The sequence below is a fragment of the Caldimonas hydrothermalis genome (assembly GCF_056746695.1).
The window spans coordinates 34,475-54,642 of sequence record NZ_JBWQXA010000005.1 but is presented as its reverse complement, the minus strand read 5'-3'; the positions used below and the strand labels follow the sequence as shown (position 1 = coordinate 54,642).

The 20,168-nt window shown below is 70.0% G+C and carries 17 protein-coding genes; 3 read left to right on the top strand and 14 right to left on the bottom strand.

Annotated elements, in window-relative coordinates:
- Positions 1-14: 14 nt before the first annotated feature.
- Positions 15-431, bottom strand: a complete 417-nt coding sequence (gene flgC, locus AC1ECW_RS08220; protein WP_409704856.1) for a flagellar basal body rod protein FlgC — start codon at positions 429-431, stop codon at positions 15-17.
- An 11-nt stretch (positions 432-442) separates the two neighbouring features.
- On the bottom strand, positions 443-856 hold the full coding sequence (gene flgB, locus AC1ECW_RS08215; RefSeq protein ID WP_409704858.1) for a flagellar basal body rod protein FlgB: 414 nt from the start codon (positions 854-856) through the stop codon (positions 443-445).
- Between the two features lie 201 nt (positions 857-1,057).
- On the opposite strand from flgB, the gene flgA reads away from it, so the two are divergent.
- From flgA to AC1ECW_RS08200, 3 genes are all read left to right on the top strand, one after another.
- Positions 1,058-1,813, top strand: a complete 756-nt coding sequence (gene flgA / locus AC1ECW_RS08210; RefSeq protein WP_481201599.1) for a flagellar basal body P-ring formation chaperone FlgA — start codon at positions 1,058-1,060, stop codon at positions 1,811-1,813.
- Between the two features lie 94 nt (positions 1,814-1,907).
- Complete coding sequence (gene flgM, locus AC1ECW_RS08205) at positions 1,908-2,216, top strand: flagellar biosynthesis anti-sigma factor FlgM (RefSeq protein ID WP_481201598.1); 309 nt, start codon at positions 1,908-1,910, stop codon at positions 2,214-2,216.
- Between the two features lie 149 nt (positions 2,217-2,365).
- Positions 2,366-2,782, top strand: a complete 417-nt coding sequence (locus AC1ECW_RS08200) for a hypothetical protein (RefSeq protein ID WP_481201597.1) — start codon at positions 2,366-2,368, stop codon at positions 2,780-2,782.
- 46 nt (positions 2,783-2,828) lie between these two features.
- On the opposite strand, the gene AC1ECW_RS08195 is transcribed toward AC1ECW_RS08200, so the two are convergent.
- From AC1ECW_RS08195 to fliD, 12 genes are all read right to left on the bottom strand, one after another.
- Positions 2,829-8,807 carry an amino acid adenylation domain-containing protein gene (locus tag AC1ECW_RS08195; protein ID WP_481201596.1) on the bottom strand — a complete coding sequence of 1,993 codons (5,979 nt, stop codon included), beginning with the start codon at positions 8,805-8,807 and terminating at the stop codon, positions 2,829-2,831.
- A gap of 115 nt (positions 8,808-8,922) precedes the next feature.
- Complete coding sequence (locus tag AC1ECW_RS08190) at positions 8,923-9,084, bottom strand: hypothetical protein (RefSeq protein WP_409703987.1); 162 nt, start codon at positions 9,082-9,084, stop codon at positions 8,923-8,925.
- 38 nt (positions 9,085-9,122) lie between these two features.
- On the bottom strand, positions 9,123-10,478 hold the full coding sequence (locus tag AC1ECW_RS08185) for a methyl-accepting chemotaxis protein (RefSeq protein WP_409703985.1): 1,356 nt from the start codon (positions 10,476-10,478) through the stop codon (positions 9,123-9,125).
- Positions 10,479-10,521: 43 nt separating this feature from the next.
- On the bottom strand, positions 10,522-11,235 hold the full coding sequence (locus AC1ECW_RS08180; RefSeq protein WP_409703983.1) for an RNA polymerase sigma factor FliA: 714 nt from the start codon (positions 11,233-11,235) through the stop codon (positions 10,522-10,524).
- Between the two features lie 17 nt (positions 11,236-11,252).
- Entirely contained in the window at positions 11,253-12,062 is an 810-nt protein-coding gene (locus tag AC1ECW_RS08175; RefSeq protein WP_409703981.1) for a MinD/ParA family ATP-binding protein, read from the bottom strand.
- Positions 12,055-13,608 carry a flagellar biosynthesis GTPase FlhF gene (gene flhF / locus AC1ECW_RS08170; protein ID WP_409703979.1) on the bottom strand — a complete coding sequence of 518 codons (1,554 nt, stop codon included), beginning with the start codon at positions 13,606-13,608 and terminating at the stop codon, positions 12,055-12,057. The genes AC1ECW_RS08175 and flhF overlap by 8 nt, the downstream gene beginning before the upstream one ends.
- The gene (gene flhA / locus AC1ECW_RS08165) at positions 13,605-15,707 is read right to left on the bottom strand and encodes a flagellar biosynthesis protein FlhA (protein WP_409703977.1); all 2,103 of its coding nucleotides are present in this window, start codon (positions 15,705-15,707) and stop codon (positions 13,605-13,607) included. Before flhA ends, flhF begins: the two co-directional genes overlap by 4 nt.
- Entirely contained in the window at positions 15,707-16,870 is a 1,164-nt protein-coding gene (locus AC1ECW_RS08160) for an EscU/YscU/HrcU family type III secretion system export apparatus switch protein (protein WP_409703975.1), read from the bottom strand. The genes flhA and AC1ECW_RS08160 overlap by 1 nt, the downstream gene beginning before the upstream one ends.
- A 115-nt stretch (positions 16,871-16,985) precedes the next feature.
- Positions 16,986-17,756, bottom strand: a complete 771-nt coding sequence (locus AC1ECW_RS08155) for a flagellar brake protein (protein ID WP_409703973.1) — start codon at positions 17,754-17,756, stop codon at positions 16,986-16,988.
- Positions 17,757-17,809: 53 nt separating this feature from the next.
- Positions 17,810-18,112: a flagellar protein FliT gene (locus AC1ECW_RS08150; protein ID WP_409703971.1), complete on the bottom strand. Its 303-nt coding sequence runs from the start codon at positions 18,110-18,112 to the stop codon at positions 17,810-17,812.
- A gap of 65 nt (positions 18,113-18,177) precedes the next feature.
- Positions 18,178-18,579 carry a flagellar export chaperone FliS gene (gene fliS / locus AC1ECW_RS08145; RefSeq protein WP_409703969.1) on the bottom strand — a complete coding sequence of 134 codons (402 nt, stop codon included), beginning with the start codon at positions 18,577-18,579 and terminating at the stop codon, positions 18,178-18,180.
- Between the two features lie 148 nt (positions 18,580-18,727).
- Complete coding sequence (gene fliD, locus AC1ECW_RS08140) at positions 18,728-20,116, bottom strand: flagellar filament capping protein FliD (protein WP_409703967.1); 1,389 nt, start codon at positions 20,114-20,116, stop codon at positions 18,728-18,730.
- Between the last annotated feature and the right edge of the window lie 52 nt (positions 20,117-20,168).

Below are 20,168 nucleotides of genomic sequence, written 5' to 3'. Positions count from 1 at the left end.
TCATGAGAACGGGGTCACTGGCCCATCTGCAAGGTCTTGAGCAGCAGGTTCTTGGCCGTGTTCATGACCTCGACATTGTTCTGATAGGAGCGCGAGGCAGAGATCATGTTGACCATCTCCTCGACGGCGTTGACGTTGCTGTAAGTGACATAGCCTTCGGCATCGGCCTGGGGATGGGCCGGATCGTGCACGCGGCGGCCGGGGGTGTTGTCTTCGGTCACTTGCACGACCTTCACGCCTGCGGCTGAGGCGTCGCCCGAGCGGGCGCCCATCAGCACGGTCTGAAAGACCACCTGGCGGGCCTTGTAGGCCTGACCGTCGGGCCCGGCCACGGTGTCGGCGTTGGCCAGGTTGCTGGCCACGGTGTTCAGGCGCTGGGACTGGGCGCTGACCGCGCTGCCCGAGATGTTGAAGATGTTGAACATCGACATGGAGATCTCCCTCACTGCCCGGTGATGGCGCTGAGCAGGGTGCGCACGCTGCCGTTGATGAAGCGCAGCGTGGCCTCGTAGCGCACGGCGTTGTCGACGAAGTTGGCGCGCTCGCGGTCCATGTCCACGGTGTTGCTGTCCAGGTTGGTCTGGGCCGGCCGGGCGTACAGCAGCGTGGTGGGCGCGCGCGTGCCCTGGGAGGGCGCGATGTGACCGGCATGGGTGGTGGCAACCGTGCGGGCGCTGCCCTGGCCGCCCTGCCCCGCCGTGGCCTGCTTGAGCGCAGCGGCGAAGTCCATGTCACGCGCCACGTAGCCGGGCGTGTCGGCATTGGCGATGTTGCTGGCGATCACGCGCTGGCGCTCGGCCCGCAGCACCAGGGCCTCGGACTGGAAGTTCAGCGATTGGGTGAGTCGGTCGAGCATGGCGCCATTTCCGTGCGCCCATGCGGGGCGCGGCGTCCGGCTCGGCAACCCGGTGGGGATGCAGGGCCGGCAGGTTGGAGGCCATTGTTCTGCTGCGAGCCGTCGAACATTAGCGGGAATAGCCGCCGAAAACCTGTCCATTTCCCGCCCTGTGCCCAGCGGGTCGGGCCTACAGTGCGAAGCGTCGAACCGCTCAACGCCATGCACCCCACCTGCGCGCCCTCGCTCCGCCTGCTGCGCCGACCGACGGTCGGACGCTGGCTCGTGTGGGCCGCCTGCGTGGGGATGCCGGCCACGGCTGCCGAGATCGACAAAGATCTCCAGACTCACGTGCGTTCACTGGCCCAGGCGCATCACCGGCAACTGTCGAGTGCCGCGGGAGCCCCCGCAGCCCGCCCCACCCGCATCGAGGTGGAGGTGGGTGCGCTCGACCGCCGGGTGAAGCTGGCCCCCTGCGCACGCATGGAGCCTTATCTGCCGGCCGGGGCGCGGCCCTGGGGCCGCACCCGCATCGGGGTGCGCTGCCTCGAAGGACCCACACGCTGGAATGTGTTCCTGCCGGTGACGGTGCGTGTGTTCGGTCCTGCCATCGTGGCCGCCAGCGCGCTGCCGGCTGGCACGCGGCTGCAGCCGTCGCTGCTGCGCACCGTCGAGGCCGACTGGGCGGCCGAGACTTCGCCGGTGCTCGCCGACCTCGACGCACTGACCGATCGGGTGCTGGCGCGGCCGCTGCCCGCCGGCCAGCCCTTGAGGGACGGCCATCTGCGGCCGATACAGTGGTTTGCCAGCGGCGACACGGTGCGCGTGATCGCCCGCGGCGAGGGCTTTGCCGTGAGCAGCCAGGGCCGGGCCTTGACGCCAGGACTGGACGGGCGCATCGCCCGCGTGCGCACCGACAACGGCCGCATCGTCACCGGCGTGGCCAGCGCCGAAGGGGTGCTGGAGGTGAATTTGTGACAGAACGTAAAAATTCCGGAATCCAGGCTCAAGTTGTCGGTCCGAGGGTCGATACATCGATCATGTCGGACCGGATCCGGTCCAGGAGCAGGTCATGAAGATCGTTCACACCACGGAATCCGCTGCCATCGCGGCAGGCCAGGCTCGCCCGGCCGCTGGCGAGGCACGACCGGCTGCCGCAAGCTCTACCGCGGCGGCGGCTTCCACCCCCAGCGAAAGCGCCACCGTGAAGCTGTCCAGCACCGCGGCCGGTCTCATGGCCAGCACCCCCGAATTCGACGCCGAGAAGGTGGCTGCGATCCGCCAGGCCATCGCCGACGGCACTTTCAAGCCCAATGCCGAGGCCATCGCCGACAAGCTGATCGCCAATGCACAAGAGCTGCTGAACCGCATGGGCCGTTGAGGCCCGGCGCTTGGCTGCCCGAAGCCCGACGGCGGCCCCTTCGGGAGGCGGGGCTCCAGCCCCCCGGGGGTCGAGAGAGACGAAACCCGGCCCTGCGGGCCCCATGCCCGCGCTTCTGCTCCTGACTTTCGATACGGACTGCGCCACCGATGTCTGCACATGCCCTGACCTTCCCGACGGCCGCCCCGGCGGCCACCGTCCCCCGCGACCTGGAGCCGGCCGTTGCCGATGTGGAGACCCGGCTGCAGGCCCTGGGCGATGCGCTGCTGGCCCGCGACGCCGTGGCGCTGGAGCGCTGCGCGGGCGAGCTGCACCGCGCGCTGACCGAGGCGGTGGCGCGCTTCAGCCAGGCGGCGCGCAACGGCTCGCAGGTGCCGACTGCGCTGCGCCGGCGTCTGGTGCAGGCCACCGGTGCCGTGGCGGCCCAGCGCGAGAGCCTGTCGCGCGCGACGGCCGCGCTGGATCGTGCGATGGAGGTGTTGATGCCGAGTGAGCCGCAACCCGTCTACCGCGCCGCCCCGGGGCGCGCGTTCGGCCCGGCACAGCGCGGCTCGCTGCACGCCTGATCGCCCGCAAGCGCCGCCTCGGCGGCGTGCTCGGCAGCGCCGGGCTTCACGCTGAGGGCGGCAATTGCGCGAGCAGTTCCCGCACATGGGCCGCCAGCCGGTCGACCTGGGGCGCGCGCAGGATGCCCAGATGGTCCCCGGGCACCTCGCGCACCACGAGCCGGCTCAGCAGGCTGTGCCAGCCCAGGTCCGGTGTCAGGCCCTCGGTGTCGAGCGCGCGCACGAGCATCACCAGGCCGTCATAGGGGCGCGGGCGGTACAGCCGGCGCGCCCGTTGGTACAGCCGGTCGCGCGCACGGATGAGTTCGGGGTCCGGACCCTGAGGGACCTCGGCGGCATGCATGGGGCCGACTGCCACCGGGCTGCGGCCCAGCAGGCGCCCGGCCAGGGGCAGACGGCCCCGGGCCAGCCGCCGGCCCTGGCGGTGCAGCCATTGCAAGCTGCTCGGCAGGACGCCCAAGGGCCGGGCCGTGTCGAACATCAGCACACAGTCGACCACTTCGCCGAGCGCGCGCAACTGCCTTGCCATCTCCAGGGCCAGCAGTCCGCCGAAGGACAGACCGGCCAGGCGGTAAGGTCCGGTGCCCTGGCGCTCGCGCAGCAACCGCACATAGTCGGCAGCGATGCGCTCGACGGTGATGCCTCCGTGCCGGGGGTCCACGTGCGCATCGAGGAAGCCGAGCTCGGCCGGCACGAACAGGCCGTACACAGGCACCTGCGGCGCCAGCGCGTCGGCCAGGGGCTGATAGATGTGCACGCCGCACACGCAGTGCAGCGCCGGGGCGGTGCCTTGCGGCTGCAGACACACCATCGAGGCCTCGTGCAGCCGGCGGCCGGTGTCCAGGGCCTCGCACAGCGTGGCCACGGTCGGGTGCTCGAAGACCTGCGCCAGGCTGCAAGGCAGCCCCAGCTGGGCCTCGATGCGATGGACGAGCCGCGCGGCCAGCAGCGAATGCCCCCCCAGGTCGAAGAAGTCCTCGTGCACACCGAACCGGCGGTGCCCGAGCACCTCGGCCCAGACCGCCCACAGAGCCTGTTCGGCCGCGTTGCGAGGGGCCACGCGCTGCACGGACGCCGCCGGCTCGGCCGGCGCCGGCAGGCTGCGGCGGTCGAGCTTGCCGTTGGGCAGCACCGGCAGGTGGTCGATGAAGACCAAGTGCTGGGGCTGCATGTAGTCGGGCAGGCGGGCACGCAGCCGCTCGCGCAGGACGTCGCGCAGGTCCTCGTGCGCCGCTGCCGGGGCGTTGGTGTGGATGTAAGCCACCAGGCGGGCATCGCCCGGACGGTCTTCGCGGCGCACAACGACGGCGCGGTGCACCTGCTCGTGGGCGGCCAGCACCGCCTCGATCTCGGCCGGCTCGATGCGGTGGCCGCGCAGCTTGATCTGGTCGTCCAACCGGCCCAGGTGCTCGAGCCGGCCGTCGCGGCGCCAGCGCACCCGGTCGCCCGTGCGGTACAGCCGCAGCGGGGGGTGGCCGGGGTCGGCGGCCCATTCGATGAACCGTTCGGCAGTGAGTTCGGGACGGCGCCAGTAGCCCAGGGCCAGACCCGCCCCCCCGAGGTGGAGTTCACCGGCCACGCCCCAAGGACAGGGCTGGCCCTGTGCGTCAAGCACCCAGGCCTGGGTGTTGGCGATGGGCCGGCCGATGCTCAGGTGCTCAGGGCGCGCGGACATGATGCGCATGCAGGTGGACCACACCGTGGTCTCGGTGGGGCCGTACATGTTCCAGACCTCGGCCCCATGCGCCAGCAGCTGCGCGGCCAGCTCCTGCGGCAGGGGCTCTCCGCCGACCAAGGCCTTCAGCCCGGCAGGGCCCGTCCAGCCGGCTTCCAGCAGCATCTGCCAGCGCGACGGCGTGGCCTGCATGCCGGTGATGCGGCCGTCTTCGAGCAGGCGTCTGAGTGCGCTGCCGCTGGCGGCCTGCTCGTCGGTGGCCAGCACGACGCAGGCGCCGCGACCGAGGGGCAGCAGGGTCTCGAGCACGGCAATGTCGAAGCTCAGCGTGGTGACGGCCAGCCAGCGCTCGCCTGGCCCAAGGCCGGGCTCGCGGGCCATGCTGGCCAGGAAGTTCACCACCGCGCCATGGGGCACGACCACCCCTTTGGGGCGCCCGGTCGAGCCGGAGGTGTAGATCACGTAGGCCGGATCGCCCGGCCCGGCACACGAGGCGGGCTCATCCGGGGGCATGGTGAGGCCCTCCTCCACCAGTGCCAGCACGCCGGCGGTCGCCAGGCCCGCCGCCCAGGACGGCGCCGTGTCGCCAGCGATCAGCAGGGCCAGCGCCGCGTCGTCGGCCATGTCGGCCAGACGGGCGCTCGGATAGGCGGGGTCGAGAGGGACATAAGCCGCCCCCGCACGCAACACGCCCAACTGAGCCACCAACAGGTCGGCATCGCGCGGCAGGCTCAGCCCGACGCGCTGGCCCACCCCGATGCCGCGCCGGCGCAGGGCGCACGCCAGCGCCGCGCTGCGCCGCTCGAGCTGGCCATACGACAGCGCCTGGCCAGCGCATTCGAGGGCCGGCTGCGCGGCATGCTGCTCGAAGGCAGGGGCCAACCAGGACCAGACCTCACCGGCAGGCAGCGGCAGCACCGGGCCGCAGGCCAGCGTGCGCAAGGTCTCCAGCTCGTCGGGCGCGAGCATGGGCAGCGTGGCCACCGGCTGGCCCGGCGTGCGCAGCACGGCCTCGAGCAGGGCTTCGTAGTGGCGCGCCAGGCGCTGCACGGTGGAAGGCTCGAACAAATCGACCGCATACTCAAAGACGGCAGAGCGGTCCAGCTCGGGGTCGATGGTGACGGCCAGGTCGAACTGGGCGGCTTGGCGGTCGAAGTCCACCCGGGACCAGGTGAGCCCCGGGAAGTCGATCCCGCCCAGCGGGGCATTGACCATGTTGAAGAGCACCTGGAAGAGCGGGGAGCGGCTGTTGTCGCGCACGACGCCCAGTTCCCTGACCAGCAGCTCGAAGGGCATGTCCTGGTGGGCATAGGCCTCCAGCGCGGTGTGGCGCACCTGATCCAGCAGGGCCTCGAAGCCCAGGCGTGCGTCGAGCCGGCTGCGCAACACCAGGGTGTTGACGAAGGTGCCGAGCAGATCTTCAGTGGCCAGGTGGTGACGGTTGGCGATGGGCACACCGATGGCCAGGTCGGTGTGACCGCTGTGGCGGTACAGCAGCAGCTTGAAGACGGCCATCATCACCATGGCCAGGCTCGCGCGGTGGCGCGCACCCAACTCGGCCAGCCGCTGTAGCAGGGCCGGCGCCAGGGGCAAGCGCACACGCGCACCGCGGTGGCCCTGCTGCGGCGGTCGGGGGTGGTCGGTGGGCAGCTCCAAGGGCTCCAGAGCGGCGAGTTGCTCGCGCCAATAGGCCAGCTCCTCGGCATGGCGCTGGCCGGCATACCAGCGGCGGTGCCAGGCGGCGTAGTCGGCATATTGCAGCGCCGGGGCGGCCGGCACGCCGCCGGCCTGACCGCCAAGCCGCCGGGCATAGGCCGCCGCCAGCTCGCGGGCCAGCACGGTGAAGGACCACTGGTCGCCGATGAGGTGGTGCTGCACGATCAGGAACACGTGCTCGTCGCCCCCCAGCGGCAGCAGGTGCAGGCGCATGAGCGGCCCGCGCGCGAGGTCGAAGGGCTGCTGGGACAGGCGCGCGAGCAGCGCATGGACGGCCGGGTCGTCGGGACCGCGGGCCTGCGGGGGCGGTGTCACGGTGTCGATGGCGATCGCCGCCCTGGCCAGGACCCGGGGGCGCACGGTCTCGCCGTCGAGCACGAAAACGGTGCGCAGGATGTCGTGCCGCGCCACCACCTCGTCCACCGCCGCCTGCAGGGCCGGGCCGTCCAGGCGGCCGCGCAGGTGCAGGGCCAGCGGCATGTGGTAGGCCGTGCTGGCCGGTGCAAGCTGCTGCATGAACCACATGCGCTCCTGGGCGAACGACAGCACCGCCTCCTGCGCAGCCCGCGGCAGCGGCAGGTCCAGCGCCGGCGAGGCCGCGGCGGCGCCTTCCAGGCAGCGGCTCAGTCCGGCCGGGGTGGGCGACTCAAACAGTTGACGCACGGACAGCTCGACCCCGGTGAGGGCCCGCAGACGCGATACGAGCTGGGTGGCCGTGAGCGAATCCCCGCCCTGGTCGAAAAAGTGGGCCTGCGGATCGGCCGCCCGCCCGGCCCCGAGGACGGCCTCCCAGGCAGCGGCCACCGCCGGGTGCACCGCGGTGCCAGCCGGCGCGCTTGCCCCGGGCCGTGCCGGCCAGGCCTGCGACTGCCAGCGGTCGTGCCGGTAGCGCTCGCGGGCCAGGGCGCGCTGGGGCTTGCCGCTGGACGTGCGGGGCAGGACGCCGCCGCGCAGGACCAGGACGTCGGCCACATCGACCTCGAAGGCCGCGGCGACGGCCGCGCGCACGGCCTCGGCAATGGCCGCCGCGGCCGTTGCAGGGGGCCGGCCACGGACTTCGGTGAGCAGCACGACCGCCTCGCCCGCAGCCCCCTCCACACCGAAGGCCAAAGCGGCCCCGTCGGCCAGCGCGGGGTGGGCGGACAAGGCCACGGCTTCGAGGTCCTGGGGATGCAGGTTACGCCCGCCCACGATGATGAGGTCCTTCAGGCGTCCGGCCAGGTAGAGCTCGCCGTCGGCGAGGAAGCCGAGATCGCCGGTGCGCAGCCAGCCCCGATCATCGTCATCACCCTGGAGCCGGGCCGAGAAGAGCTCGGGAGCCGCCTCGCGCCAGTAGCGCTGCGCCACACTGGGGCCGCGCACCCAGATCTCGCCGACGCGGCCCTCGCCGAGCGGGGACAGGCCTGCCGGGTCCACCACCCGCACCGCCAGCCCGGGCAGGACCGGACCGCACGACACCAGGCTGCGGGCGTCCGGCGCACCGGGTTCGGCAAGGCGCACCTGCCCCTGTTCCAGCGCGGCGGCCGACAGCACCAGGCGGCGCGGGGGCGCGGCCTGCGGCGAGAGGCTGACCGTCAGTACCGCCTCGGCCAATCCGTAGGCCGGGGCCCAGGCCGCAGGGTCGAACCCCTGGGGGCCGAAGGCCTGTTCGAAGGACGACAACGTGGGCGGGCGCACCGGTTCGGCCCCGCAGGTGGCCAGACGCCAGCTCCGCAGGTCGGCGGTCCATCCCGGCTCGCGCGACAGGGCCCGCACGCAGGCGGCATAGGCAAAGTCCGGGGCACCGCTGACGGTGATGCGATGACGCGCAATCGCTTCCAGCCAGCGCAAGGGCCGGCGCATGAAGACCCGCCGCGGCATCAGGTAGGACACGCCGTCTTGCAGCAGCGGCTGGATCAGGCCCAGCACGATGCCGTAGTCGTGAAACCAGGGCAGCCAGCTCAGGGCGCGCGGGGGCGGCGCCACCCGGCGCCCGACGACGGCTGCCAGCGCCGCGCCATGGGCCAGCACCTGGGCATGGGTGATCACGACACCCCGCGGTGCCCGGGTGGAGCCCGAGGTGTACTGCAGATAGGCCGGATCCTGCGGGCGCACGGTGGAGCCGTGCGCGGCCTCGTCCGGCGAGGTGGGCTTTCCGGCCTCGTGCAGGAGCTGCGGTGTCGTCCAGGCCACAGGCCCGCAGGCTGGCGTCGCCCCGGGGCCTTCGGCCGGGTTGCACACCCCCAGGACGGCGGCGGCATCTTCGGCGATGCGGCTCAGGCGGTCCCAGCCGCGCGCGCCCAGCCGCAGATCCGGCGGCGGTGCCGGCACCGGCACCAGGCCGGCCAGCAGGCAGGCCCAGAAGAGCTCCACGGCTTCGACACCGCCTTCAAAGGCCAGCAGCACGCGCTCGCCCGCGGCGGCCCGGTCCCGCAGGGCCCGCGCGAGGCAGGTGGTGCGCTCGAGCAATTCGGCACGGGTGCGCGTCCAGGCGATCGCCCCTTGCTCGTCGAGCCCGGCATAGGCCAGCGCCTGCGGATCGGCCCGGCAGCGCGAGAGGAACAGGGCTGGCAGCGTCGCGTCAGGCCCGACATCGGCCCCCCACGGGACAGGACTGGAGGCGGGAGATTCGACGGAGGGTGCGGACAGGAACATCGGGAGCGGGTGCGGAGGGTTGCCTGCGCCGCCCCCCTACTTCTCGGTCAGCGCCGATGATGGGGCAGCCGCCCTCCGGTTTCATCCTCCATCCGGGGGATTGGGCCCCACCCGGTCACCACCACAGGCCCAACGGCACATCCAGCGGCAGGCCGTGGACGCGGTCGCGCGCCGGCAGGGGCTCCAGCGGGCGCAGTTGCACGAGCAGCCAGGCCGTGCGCGGCGACAGCGGCGAGACCCGCTCGGCCGGAAGCCGCCCTTTCGTGCGCCCGTTCACGAAAAAGGGCGCCTGCTGCGCCCTGTTGGTCTGTCCGATCAGAACTGGTAGGCCAAGCGCAGCCCGCCCCAGTGCCGCCCTTGCACCTCGATCGGCGCCGAGGCTTCCTTCATCAGGACGAAGCGGCCGCCCCCCATGTCGCGGCGGTAGGTTTGCAACAGGAAGGGCCGACGGTTGCGGGCGCTGGCCAGGCCGGTGCGGTCGTCGAAGATGCGGCGGTAACGGCTGTGGGCGGTGTTCCAGACCACGTCGCCGGGGCGCTGCGGCTGGCAGTACTTGCGGTTGTGGGTGGGGACATAGCCGTTGCGGTCCACGGCAATGCAGTAGACCACCTTGGGCGACAGCTCCAGCAGCTTCTCCTGCACCTGCGGGAACAGCCGGTCGGCCAGGGCGACGAAGCGGGTCTCGAACTGGGGCGGGTTGGTGCCGGCGATCGGGCGGTACTGCTCGTCGAAGAGTTCGGCCAGGCTGATCGCACCGGTTCGCACGGCGTCCTCCAGCAGGAGGGCGATCTCAGCGGCCGCCTGCTGGGCGGCATGGATGTACGGGGTGTCTTCGGTCTCGATGCCGCTGGCGGCGGTGAGTTCCATCAGGTGTTCGCTGACCTTGAGGAAGGACTCGCTGCGCTGCAGGGCCTGCTGCAGCGCCTGGGCGGTCTGGCGGGTTTCGCGCTCGATGAGTGCCATCTCCTCGTTCATGCCTGCGCTGAGCTGCCGGCTGTGGGCCGCCGCCTGGGCGATGCGCCCCACACCGCCTTCGACCTCAGCCAGCGCGGCATGGAAGGCGCCTTGGCGGCCTTCGCTGCCTTCGCTGCGGATCTCGCGCGCCAAGGTGCCGATGCGCTCGTCGAGCGTGCCCACCGTGCCCATGATCTGCTTGGACGAGGCTTCGACCCTGGCGGCCAGGTCCTTGACGGCGTCGGCCACCACGCCAAAGCCCCGGCCGGCCTCGCCGGCCCGTTTGGCCTCGACCGAGGCGTTGAAGGCCACAAGCCGGGTCTGCATCGCGATCTGCGTGATCTGCTGCGCGGCCTCGGCCACCTCGCGCAGCGTGTCCACCACGCCGGCCACGCCTTGGCCGACGCCTTCCACCGCCTCGCGCGCACGGCCCACGGCTTGCAGGCTGTGTTCGGTGACTTCGCCGATGCCGTCCTGGGCCTTGACGATGGTGCGCAGGTGTTCGGCCAGCGTGGACACGGCCTGCTGCTGGCGCTCGGCGCTGCGGATGCTGTCGTCGAGCACGCCGCGCACTTCGGCCGCCTCGCGGCCCAGGCCGGAGGTCTCCTGCTGCAAAGACTGGATCAGCGCGCGCGCGTCCGCCACGCCGCCAGCGGCCGGAGCCGGTGCCTGTGCGGGCTGGGCCTGGCCTTCACGGCCTCGAAACAAGGTCAACATGGCTCTTCTCCTCGCACTGTGGTGCCGGCCTTCCCGGGGCGTTTCACCATTCGCGCAGCTTCACGCGCAGGCGGGCGATCGACTGGCTGTGCAACTGGCACACCCGCGATTCGGTCACGCCCAGCACGGCCGCGATCTCCTTCAGGTTCATGTCCTGCTCGTAGTACATGCTCATCACGTACTGCTCGCGCTCGGGCAAAGTCTTGATGGCCGCCACCAGGGCCTCGCGCAAGCGCCGGTCGTTGAGCTGGCTCAGCGGGTCGGCCTCCTTGTCGGCCACGTGGCGATCCAGGAAATCGTGGTCGCCCTCGTCGCCGCTCATGTCCTCCAGGTAGACGAGCTGGGTGCCGCGCACCTTGTTGAGCAGCTCCTGGTAGTCGGCCAGGCTGATGCCCATTTCCTGGGCGATCTCGCTTTCCAGCGGCGCGCGGCCCAGCTTCTGTTCGAGCCGGTGCACGGCCGCCTCGATGGAGCGCTGCTGCTTGCGGTCGCCACGGCTCATCCAATCGGCCCCACGCAGTTCGTCGAGCATCGCACCGCGGATGCGCTGCGTCGCGAAGGTCTCGAACTGCACGCCCTGGCTGGTGTCGAAGCGGCTGAGCGCTTCGTTCAGGCCGATCATGCCGACCTGGATGAGGTCGTCGATCTCCACGTTGGCCGGCAGCTTGGCGATCATCTGGTGTGCCAGACGGCGCACGAGGGGGCTGTACTGCTGCAGCATCGCGTGGTTGTCGAGGCGGCCTTTGGCGGTGTACATGGGCAAGCGCTCCGGAATCAGTTGAACGCGTGGGGGCGGGCCGGGGCCGTCGCGGATCCGGCGGGCCCAGCCCAGCCTGCGCCTTCGCCGTCTGGCAGCGAAAACGGCAGGGCGTGGTGCAACAAGGTGGTGGACAGCGGGTGCAAGGCCCGGGCCAGATCGGCCTCGGACTGTACCGCCGTGCAAGCGATGGCCTCGAGATGAACCGTGCCCCCCAGGAAATCCTGCACACACTGCGCCAGGCGGGCCGCCGCGACGGGCATGCCCAGGGTGGGGGTGGCCAGATCCATCACGACGGCGTGCTCCCCCAGGCCGGCGTACTGCAGCAGGATCTTGATCGCCGCATAGGCCTCGGTGAGGCTGGGCGCGTCGTCGCCCGCAAGGATGAGCGGCCGCACGCGGCGTCCGGCAAACAGCCCGCTGAGCAGCGCCGCATCGGCGTGGAAGACGATGACATCGGCGCTGGGCGCAGCTTCGCGCAGGGCCTCGAAGAGCAGTGCGGCCGAGCCGGGGGCCTCGCCGAACCAGGCCAGCGTCGGGCTGGCGGCCAGCACGCTGGTGTGGGCATCGAGGGGGTCGATCCACTGCCCCAGGTCAAGGTCGCGGGCCACGGCCTCGGCCACGTCCACGCCGGTGGTGTAGGGGCTCGGGGCCGCATCCACCACCAGGGTGTGCAGATCCTGGGCTGCAAAGCCGTGGCACAGGCCTTCGAGCAGCATGTGCGCTCCCCGCGCGAACGGGTTGGCAGCCACCGGCAGCAGATGCACGGTGTGGTGGGCAAACAGGCGTCGCAGCCCGTAGGCCTGATCGTAGGCGCGCTCAGACATGCACCGCCCCCTGGGCCGCTGCGCGTGGAGCTGGCGGCGCGGTGAAGACGAGGTTCACGTCGTCGCGGTCCAGGCGGTAGGCCGCGCTGCCCCCGCCCCGCAAAGCGCGATGCACCAGGGCCTGAGCCGACATGCGGTGCCAGTCCTCGGGCACGCGCTGGCCGTTGGCCACGCCCAGCACCGGCAGCTTGTGGCGGATCACGGCGTCCAGCGCCGGGCCGAGCTTGACGGCCTCGTCGATCTTGGACAGGACCACCCCCTTGCACTGGTGGGCACGGTAACCGATGAGCACATCCTCGATGGTCTCGCCCTGCGCGGCGGCGTTGACCACCAGCACGCGCTGGATGCGGCGGTGGCTGACCATCTCCAGCAGCTCCTGCGTACGGGTGTCGCGCTGGGCGATGCCCGCCGTGTCGATCAGGACCATCTTTTTCGACGACAGCAGTTCGAGCAGGTCCTCCAGTGCGGCGCGGTCGTGCGCGGTGTGCACCGCCACGCCGATGATGCGGCCATAGGCACGCAACTGCTCATGGGCCCCGACGCGGTAGGCGTCCAGCGTCACCAGGCCCAGGTTCGAGGCGCCGTAGCGCGCAGCAAAGGCCGCGGCCAGCTTGGCCGTCGTGGTGGTCTTGCCCACGCCGGTGGAGCCCACCAGGGCGTAGACGCCGCCTTCGTCCTCCAGGGCCGGCCCCTCTTCGAGCGTCAGCAGGTTGCGCTCGAGCACGCCGGCCACCCAGGCGTTGAGATCGGCCGCGTCATGCGGGATGTGGGATGCGAGCTTGCGGATCAGCGCCGGCGAGAAACCGCAATCGAGCAGCTTCTGCGTGAGCTGGGCCTGGGCCGGGTTGCGCTGCATCTTCTCCATGAAGGCCAGGGCACCGAAGCGCTCCTCGATCAGCCCCTTCATCTCGCGCAGCTCGGCGAGCATGGCACGGTCCTCGGCCGCCGGTGCGGCCGGCGCCGGGACGCTGCAGGCGGCCTCGTCGGCCAGCGCCGGCACCACCGGAGCCGGCGCTGCGGTGCGCACCGGGGCGCCGGTCTCGCCGGCCTGGGCGGCCGTGCGGCCGGCCTTGCGTTGCGCAGCACGCTCGGCCAGGCGTTGCTCGACGGGCAGGCTCGATGCCAAGGGGGCGGCCACGGTCGGGGCTGCCGTGGGCATCGCGGCCGGATGCGTGACGGCTGCGGCCGTCTGGGCCTGCTGTTGCAGGGCCGCCTGACGACGCTTGAGCATGCGCTCGCGGACATAGTCCTGGAACGACAGCGTGCTCATCGCGAGCTGTTCCACATCCTTGGCCACCGCGGGGGCGGCGGGAACGGCCTTCGGCGCGACACCACCGGTGGTGGCAGGCGCCTTCGCAGCGGCCGCCGCCGGCGCCGGGTGGCTGAAGGTCTCCAGCGCGGCAACGCTTTCGGGCGCCATCGCCAGCACCTCCACACCTTCCTTGCAGGGGCGGGTGGACAGGATCACGGCGTCCTCGCCGAAAGCCTGGCGCACCTGCACCAGGGCGTCGCGCGACGTTCTCGCGACAAAGCGTTTGACGTTCATGCGGTGCCTCCAATCACGGAGCCGATGCGGATGGTGTGAGTGTCAGGAATCTCGCTGTGGCCCAGCACCGCCAGGCGGGGCGCGGCACGCTTGAGCAGCCGGGCCATGGCCGGGCGGATCGCATCGGGCACCAGCAGGCAGGCGGGCACGCCCAGGTCTTCCTGCTTCTTGCTCGCGCGTGCGGCCGACTGGGTCAGGTGATCGGCCACGCCGGGGTCGAGGGTGGCGCCATGCGGTGACGTGAGTGCCTGGGTGACCAGCCGCTCCAGCTCGGGCTCGATGGCGATCACGTCGAGTTCCTTCACGGGGCCGTAGATCTGCTGAACGATGGCCGGAGCCAGATTCACTCGGATGCGGCGCACCAGCTCGGCCGGATCGGTGACGGTGGCGGCATGTTCGGCCAGGGTCTCGACGATGGTGCGCATGTCGCGGATGTGCACGGATTCCTCCAGCAGCATCTGGAGCACTTTCTGCAGCGTTGGGATGCTGACCATCTTGGGTACCACGTCCTCGATGAGCTTGGGAGCCAACTTTGTCACGTGATCCACCAGCTGTTGCACTTCGGTGCGGCCGAGCAGCTTGGCGGCATGCACTTGCATCAAGTGTGAGAGATGGGTGGCCACGACGGTCGAGGAATCAACCACCGTATAGCCGGCCATTTGGGCGCTTTCGCGCTGAGCTTCCTCGATCCACACCGCAGGCAGGCCAAAGGCCGGGTCGGTGGTGGTGGTGCCGATCAGCGGAGTGCTGGCATGGCCGGGGTTGATGGCCAGGAACAGGCCGGGAAAGCACTCGCCCTCGCCCACCACGGCGCCGCGCAGCGTGATGCGGTAGACGCTGGGCTTGAGCTCGAGGTTGTCGCGGATGTGCACCGAAGGCGGCAGGAAACCCACTTCCTGCGCGAATTTGCGGCGCACGCCCTTGATGCGCGCCAGCAGGTCCCCTTGGCGGTCCTTGTCCACGAGCTGGATCAGGCGGTAGCCCACCTCCAGGCCCAGGATGTCCACCGGCTGCAGGTCGTCCCAGCTCGCCTCGGCATTCGGGCTGGCCTGCTGGGCCGCCGCTGGCGTGCGCTGGGCCTGCAGCCGCGCCAGCTCCTGGCGCCGGTGCAGGCGGTAGGCCGCATAGCCCAGGCCGGCGGCGATGGCCATGAACACCAGGTGTGGCATGCCCGGGATCACGCCCATCACGCCGATGACACCGGCCGTGATGCCCAGAGCCTTGGGCGAATGCAGCACTTGACCGGTGATCTGCGTGCCCACGTCCTGCTCCTTGCCCACGCGCGAGACCACCATCGCTGCGGCGATCGAGATCAGCAGCGCCGGGATCTGCGCCACCAGCGCATCGCCCACGGCCAGCAGGATGTAGGAGTTGGCCGCCTGGGACGCATTCAGCCCATGCTGGACCATGCCGATGGTGAGGCCACCGACGATGTTGATCAGCAGGATGAGGATGCCGGCTATGGCATCACCGCGCACGAACTTCGAGGCGCCATCCATCGAGCCGAAGAACTCGGCTTCCTCGCCCACCTCGGCGCGGCGGCGCTTGGCTTCCTTCTCGTCGATCAGGCCGGCGTTCAGGTCGGCATCGATGGCCATCTGCTTGCCGGGCATTGCATCCAGCGTGAAGCGTGCGCCCACCTCGGCGATACGCTCGGCGCCTTTGGTGACCACGACGAAGTTGATCACCACCAGGATGGCAAACACGATCAGGCCCACCGCGAAGTTGCCGCCAATCAGGAAGTGGCCGAAGCTTTCGATCACCTGGCCGGCCGCGCCCGTGCCGGTGTGGCCTTCGAGCAGCACGACGCGCGTGGACGCCACGTTCAGCGACAGTCGCAGCATCGTGGTCAGCAGCAACACCGCGGGGAAAGCCGCAAAGTCCAGCGGCCGCACCATGTAGGCCGACACCATCATCACCATCAGCGCGCAGGCGATATTGAAGGTGAACAGCAGATCCAGCATGAGGGGCGGCAGCGGCAGCACCATCATCGTCAGGATCAGCACCACCAGCAGCGGTGCGGCCAGGGCCTTCAGCGGCAGACCGCCCAGGAGATCCTGCAAGGGGCGTGGCAGGGCGGGGGTGGAAGCGTTGCTCATCATTCAGCCTCGGCGGTATCGGCCGGCGTCTTGCCGTGGTGCGGATCCAGCTCCTGCGGCACCTGCAGGGCCGGCAGCTCGCCTGGCATCGGCGCCTGGCCGGCCATTGCGGCACGCAACTGGTACACGTAGGCCAGCACCTGCGCCACGGCGGCATACAGGGCAGCGGGAATCTCGCGGTCGAGTTCGGCATGGGCGTAGAGCGCGCGCGCCAGCATCGGGGCCTGCAGCACCGGGACCTTGGCCTCCCGGGCCACGTCGCGGATGCGCAGGGCCAGCAGGTCTGCGCCCTTGGCCACCACGCGCGGGGCGTTCATGCGGCCCTCCTCGTACTTCAGCGCCACCGCGTAGTGCGTGGGGTTCATCACCACCAGGTCGGCCTTGGGCACGGCGGCGATCATGCGGCGCTTGACGTTCTCCCGCATCAAGGCCTTGACCTTGGATTTGACCTCCTGGTTGCCCTCGAGCTCCTTGTGCTCGTCCTTGACCTCGCGGTGGCTCATCTTGAGCCGGTTCTTCAGCAAGTGGCGCTGCAAGGGCACATCCACGGCGGCGAATACACCCAGGGCCAGCAGCAGCAGGGCCACGCCCACGATGATGAGATGCGTGGCCTGCGACACCGCCGCCGGCAGGGCCATGCCCAGCACGGCCGGGAACGCGTCGAGCTGGCGGTAGAGGTAAACCGCCCCGATGAGGCCCAGGACGAGTGCCAGCAGGCTGGCCTTGATCGCCTGGATGAGGTTGTCCTTGGAGAAGAGCTGCCCGAACCCCTGGACCGGATTGATCTTCGAAAAACGGGGCGCCAGGGCCTTCATCGTCCAGTTCCACCCGCCTGACAGCACGGCGCCCAGGGCAGCCACGCCGGCCACCACCAGGCCCAGCGGGACCGTCACGGCCAGGAACTTCGCCGCCGCCCCGGACAGTCGCTCGGCCATGCGTGCACTCTCACGGACATCGGCCCCTGCAAAGCGCAGTTCGGTGGCCATCATGTCCAGCATCCAGCCCGTCATCCAGGGGCTGGCCATCGTGACCACGGCGATGCCGCCGGCCACGATGAGGAAATGCCCCAGGTCGCGTGAGCGCGCAACCTGGCCGTCCTCACGCGCCTTGCGGATCTTGCGCTCGGTGGCTGGCAGGTTGCGGTCTTGGGCGTCGCTGGACATGGCGATGGGCAGATTGCGTCATCGCCATTGTGAAAAGCCCGGCTGAGAACTTGAGCCGAAATAGCGGCGGAATTCCCGCCAGTTCGCGCTGCGCGAAGCGGCCGCGCGCAGGGCCTCAGGGCCGGTCCAGGGCCATCAGGCGGCGCTGCTTCTGGGTCTGGTCGATGAAGCGCTGCAAGGCCCGCAGCGATTCGCCGCTCATGCCCTCCATCTCGCAGCCCATGCGCACCCCCTGGGCCGCATCGTTCACGGCAGAGATGTGAGCGACCCGCAGGCTCGCGTTGAAGCGGGTGTCGTCATCCAGCTCGATCAGCGACTGGCTGATGAAGGTACCGGGCTGCAGCAGCGGCGTGCCCTCGGGCACGAAGACGGCCAGGCCGCCGATGCTGACGTCGAGGATGCGCAGGTCCAGCCACACCTCCTCCAGGGCCGGATGACGCAAGCGCAGCGAAGGCCCCTCCTTCGACAGCGGACGCACCCGGTAGCTTGCACGGCGTTGGAAGCGGAACACCTCACGCGGCAACCGTCCGTTCAGGGCGCTTTGCCCCTGACCGCCGTGCACGTGCACCAAGCCGTCCAGGTCGAACTGGATCTTCACGCTGTCCAGGTAGCCCACCGCCACCACCTCGTCGGAGTCGAGCACCCGCTCGAGCTGGGGCTCGTGGGCGTCGACCGCAAAGCGCACCACCCCCTTGGCCTTGTTGACCTCGAAGATGGTGGTGACGAAGCTCGCCCCGCGCGGCGTGGCGATCGTCAGCAGCGCGTTCTGCTCCTGCATCTGGCGCAGCAGGGACAGGATCTCGAAGGGTTCGGTGATGCGGAAGTCGTCCAAGGCCGAGCGCGCTTCGGGCTCCTCGGGCGACAGGGGCATGGGCATGGTTTCCATGGCAAGCTCCCGTGGCGCGTTCGCGACACCCGGACGCCCGGATGCCGACGCGCTCAATGCAGTGTACGCGGCGATGCAGCCAGGAGTCGATCCAGGTCGTCCAACCAGGGTTCGGCCAGGTGGCGGATCTGCGCGTCGTTGTGCAAGATGCGCAGCATCACGCGGTGCTTGGCGCGGACCTGCTCGGGGTCGAGCTGGCGCCCGGCGGCCGCCTGCTTCAAGTGCGAGATCAGCACCGCGCAGGCCCCTTCCAGGTGCACCACCCGGTCCCAGTCGCCGCTGCGCGCCGCTTCGAGCATCTCCTGGCTCGCACGCTCGATGGCCTCGTAGCACTCCAGCAGCGCGTTGTCGTCCATGGAAGGCTCCGGTGCGGGGCTTGCGTTCGTGAGGGTTGTGGGCAGCATCGCTCGGTCTGCTCCCCTCAGGACTTGATCGATGGCTTTATGGCCACCCAGGCCTCGCGGATGGGTGCAAGCAGCCTGATGCATTCCTGCAGGGCCGCATCGTCGTTGCGCAGGTTGGCGTGGGTGAGGCGGGCGGTGAGGTAGAGATAGGTGTGGTTCAGGTTCTCGGCCACTTCGCCGCCCTCCTTGCGGTTCAAGGCGCTGCGCAGACCTTCCTCGATGATGCGCACGGCTTGCCCGATGGCCTTGCCCTTGGCCTCGATGTCGCCCCGGGCCAGCGCGCCGCGGGCGCGGGCCATGGCATCGAGGGCCCCGTCGTACAACATCTCCACCAGTTTGTGCGGATCGGCGGTGGCCACACCGGTTTCCACCTGGACATGCCCATAGGCAGTGGCTTGGCTTCGGAAGGGTGCAAACATGGTCATTGCTCGCTGGGATGGATGCGTTTGCACTGATATCGGCCGGACCTACGCCCCACTTGAGCCGGAAATGGGCCCCAGCTTCCCCCTCAAACGCAGGGGGCCCGCACAGCGGGCCCCGGCGAGGTGTGGCGAGCTCCGAGCGGCCTCACTTCGCCTTGTTCCAGTTGTTGATCGCGTTCATCTGCTGGCTGACATAGTTGCTCAGGCTGTTGAGTTGCCCGAGGCTGGCGTCCAGCGACTGGTACTGCCGCAGCAGGCGCTTTTCCACCAGAGCCACGCGATCCTCGTAACGTTCCTGCTGCTGCTCGTTGCGCCGGATACTCGCTCTCAAGCCTTCGGTGCGGGCGGTGAGCATGCCCTCAGTGCCCACGATCGAGTTGGTCAGCAAACGAAATCGCTCACCAAAGCCGTTGACGCTCGGATCCAGCGTGTCGGCGCGACTGAAGGCTTGCGCCAGCTCATTGCGCTGGTTCAAAGCGCTTGCGAAGCGCGATTCATTCAATCTGAGCGTTCCGTCGCGCTGCAGCTCAACACCGGCGCTGGACAGGGTGGCAAACACACTCGACGCCCCCGAGGTCTGCGACACCAAGGTTCGTAGCTGTGTCACAAGCCCCACGGCCGTGCGGTCGCCTTGCAAAGCCCCGGCCTTCTTCGAGGCTTCGTCGTAGGCGGTTTCTTTCGCCACGAAGCGGCTGAGGTCGTTATAGGCATTGACGAAATCCTGCACCGCTTTCTTCACGGCCTCGTCATCGGCCGACACTTTGACCTCGACGGCGGACGTCGTGGTGCGCGACAGCGTGAGCGTCAACCCGTCGACCACGTCGCTCAGCGTGTTGGAAACCGATTCGATGTCCAAGCCGTTGATGCGCGCCAAAGCATTGCGGGCCTGCTGCGTCTCTTCCACGTCGCCTGGCACGCCCTGCTCGTAGGCCAAGGCTTGCAACCCTGGGTCACCGGTCACGTCGATGCGCGTGATCGCCGCATCCAGGCCGGTGGCGGTCGTCGTCAATACCAGACGGGCGCCCGACGCATCGCGCACGATGGACGCGCTAAGACCCACCCCGGCCGCGTTGATGCGATCACGGATGCCAGCCAAGCTTGTGTCGGACGCGCCGATGGTGACGCTGGCCGTGCTGCCGTCACCTTTGGTGAACGTGAGCGTCCCCTGCCCGAGCACGACCGAGCTGTCTGCATAGGCTGACGAGGCCAGGGACTGCGAACGCGCCAGCTGCGAGACTTCCACGCTGTAGCTGCCCGCCGCAGCTCCGGAGGAGGCCGCCACACTCACCGCCGCGGCGTCCGAGGACGTCGCCGCCGTTTGACTCCACAGACTGGAGCGTGTGAGCTGCGTGGCCGCCGATTGCAGGTTGCTGACGTAGCTGCGCAACAAACCGAACGACGACAACTGCGTCGACAGACGGCTTGCCTGCTGCTTGAGCAGGTCGATCGGCCGCCGTTCGAGCGCCACGAGCTGCGACACGATGCTTTGCACATCCAGCCCGCTGCCTATGCCCGGGGACGAGATGGTCGCCATCCGTCAAACTCCTCATCGCAAGGAACCGGCTTGCGGCGCCCTTCGGGCGCAG

Bases quoted from the DNA above. Each gene is read 5' to 3' on its own strand.
- AC1ECW_RS08185 (WP_409703985.1), bottom strand. From the start codon at position 10,478: ATGTTGACCTTGTTTCGAGGCCGTGAAGGCCAGGCCCAGCCCGCACAG.
- flgM (WP_481201598.1), top strand. From the start codon at position 1,908: ATGAAGATCGTTCACACCACGGAATCCGCTGCCATCGCGGCAGGCCAG.
- fliD (WP_409703967.1), bottom strand. From the start codon at position 20,116: ATGGCGACCATCTCGTCCCCGGGCATAGGCAGCGGGCTGGATGTGCAA.
- AC1ECW_RS08150 (WP_409703971.1), bottom strand. From the start codon at position 18,112: ATGGACGACAACGCGCTGCTGGAGTGCTACGAGGCCATCGAGCGTGCG.
- AC1ECW_RS08180 (WP_409703983.1), bottom strand. From the start codon at position 11,235: ATGTACACCGCCAAAGGCCGCCTCGACAACCACGCGATGCTGCAGCAG.
- AC1ECW_RS08155 (WP_409703973.1), bottom strand. From the start codon at position 17,756: ATGGAAACCATGCCCATGCCCCTGTCGCCCGAGGAGCCCGAAGCGCGC.
- flhF (WP_409703979.1), bottom strand. From the start codon at position 13,608: ATGAACGTCAAACGCTTTGTCGCGAGAACGTCGCGCGACGCCCTGGTG.
- AC1ECW_RS08175 (WP_409703981.1), bottom strand. From the start codon at position 12,062: ATGTCTGAGCGCGCCTACGATCAGGCCTACGGGCTGCGACGCCTGTTT.
- flgC (WP_409704856.1), bottom strand. From the start codon at position 431: ATGTCGATGTTCAACATCTTCAACATCTCGGGCAGCGCGGTCAGCGCC.
- AC1ECW_RS08160 (WP_409703975.1), bottom strand. From the start codon at position 16,870: ATGTCCAGCGACGCCCAAGACCGCAACCTGCCAGCCACCGAGCGCAAG.
- AC1ECW_RS08195 (WP_481201596.1), bottom strand. From the start codon at position 8,807: ATGTTCCTGTCCGCACCCTCCGTCGAATCTCCCGCCTCCAGTCCTGTC.
- flgA (WP_481201599.1), top strand. From the start codon at position 1,058: ATGCACCCCACCTGCGCGCCCTCGCTCCGCCTGCTGCGCCGACCGACG.
- fliS (WP_409703969.1), bottom strand. From the start codon at position 18,579: ATGTTTGCACCCTTCCGAAGCCAAGCCACTGCCTATGGGCATGTCCAG.
- flhA (WP_409703977.1), bottom strand. From the start codon at position 15,707: ATGAGCAACGCTTCCACCCCCGCCCTGCCACGCCCCTTGCAGGATCTC.
- flgB (WP_409704858.1), bottom strand. From the start codon at position 856: ATGCTCGACCGACTCACCCAATCGCTGAACTTCCAGTCCGAGGCCCTG.
- AC1ECW_RS08200 (WP_481201597.1), top strand. From the start codon at position 2,366: ATGTCTGCACATGCCCTGACCTTCCCGACGGCCGCCCCGGCGGCCACC.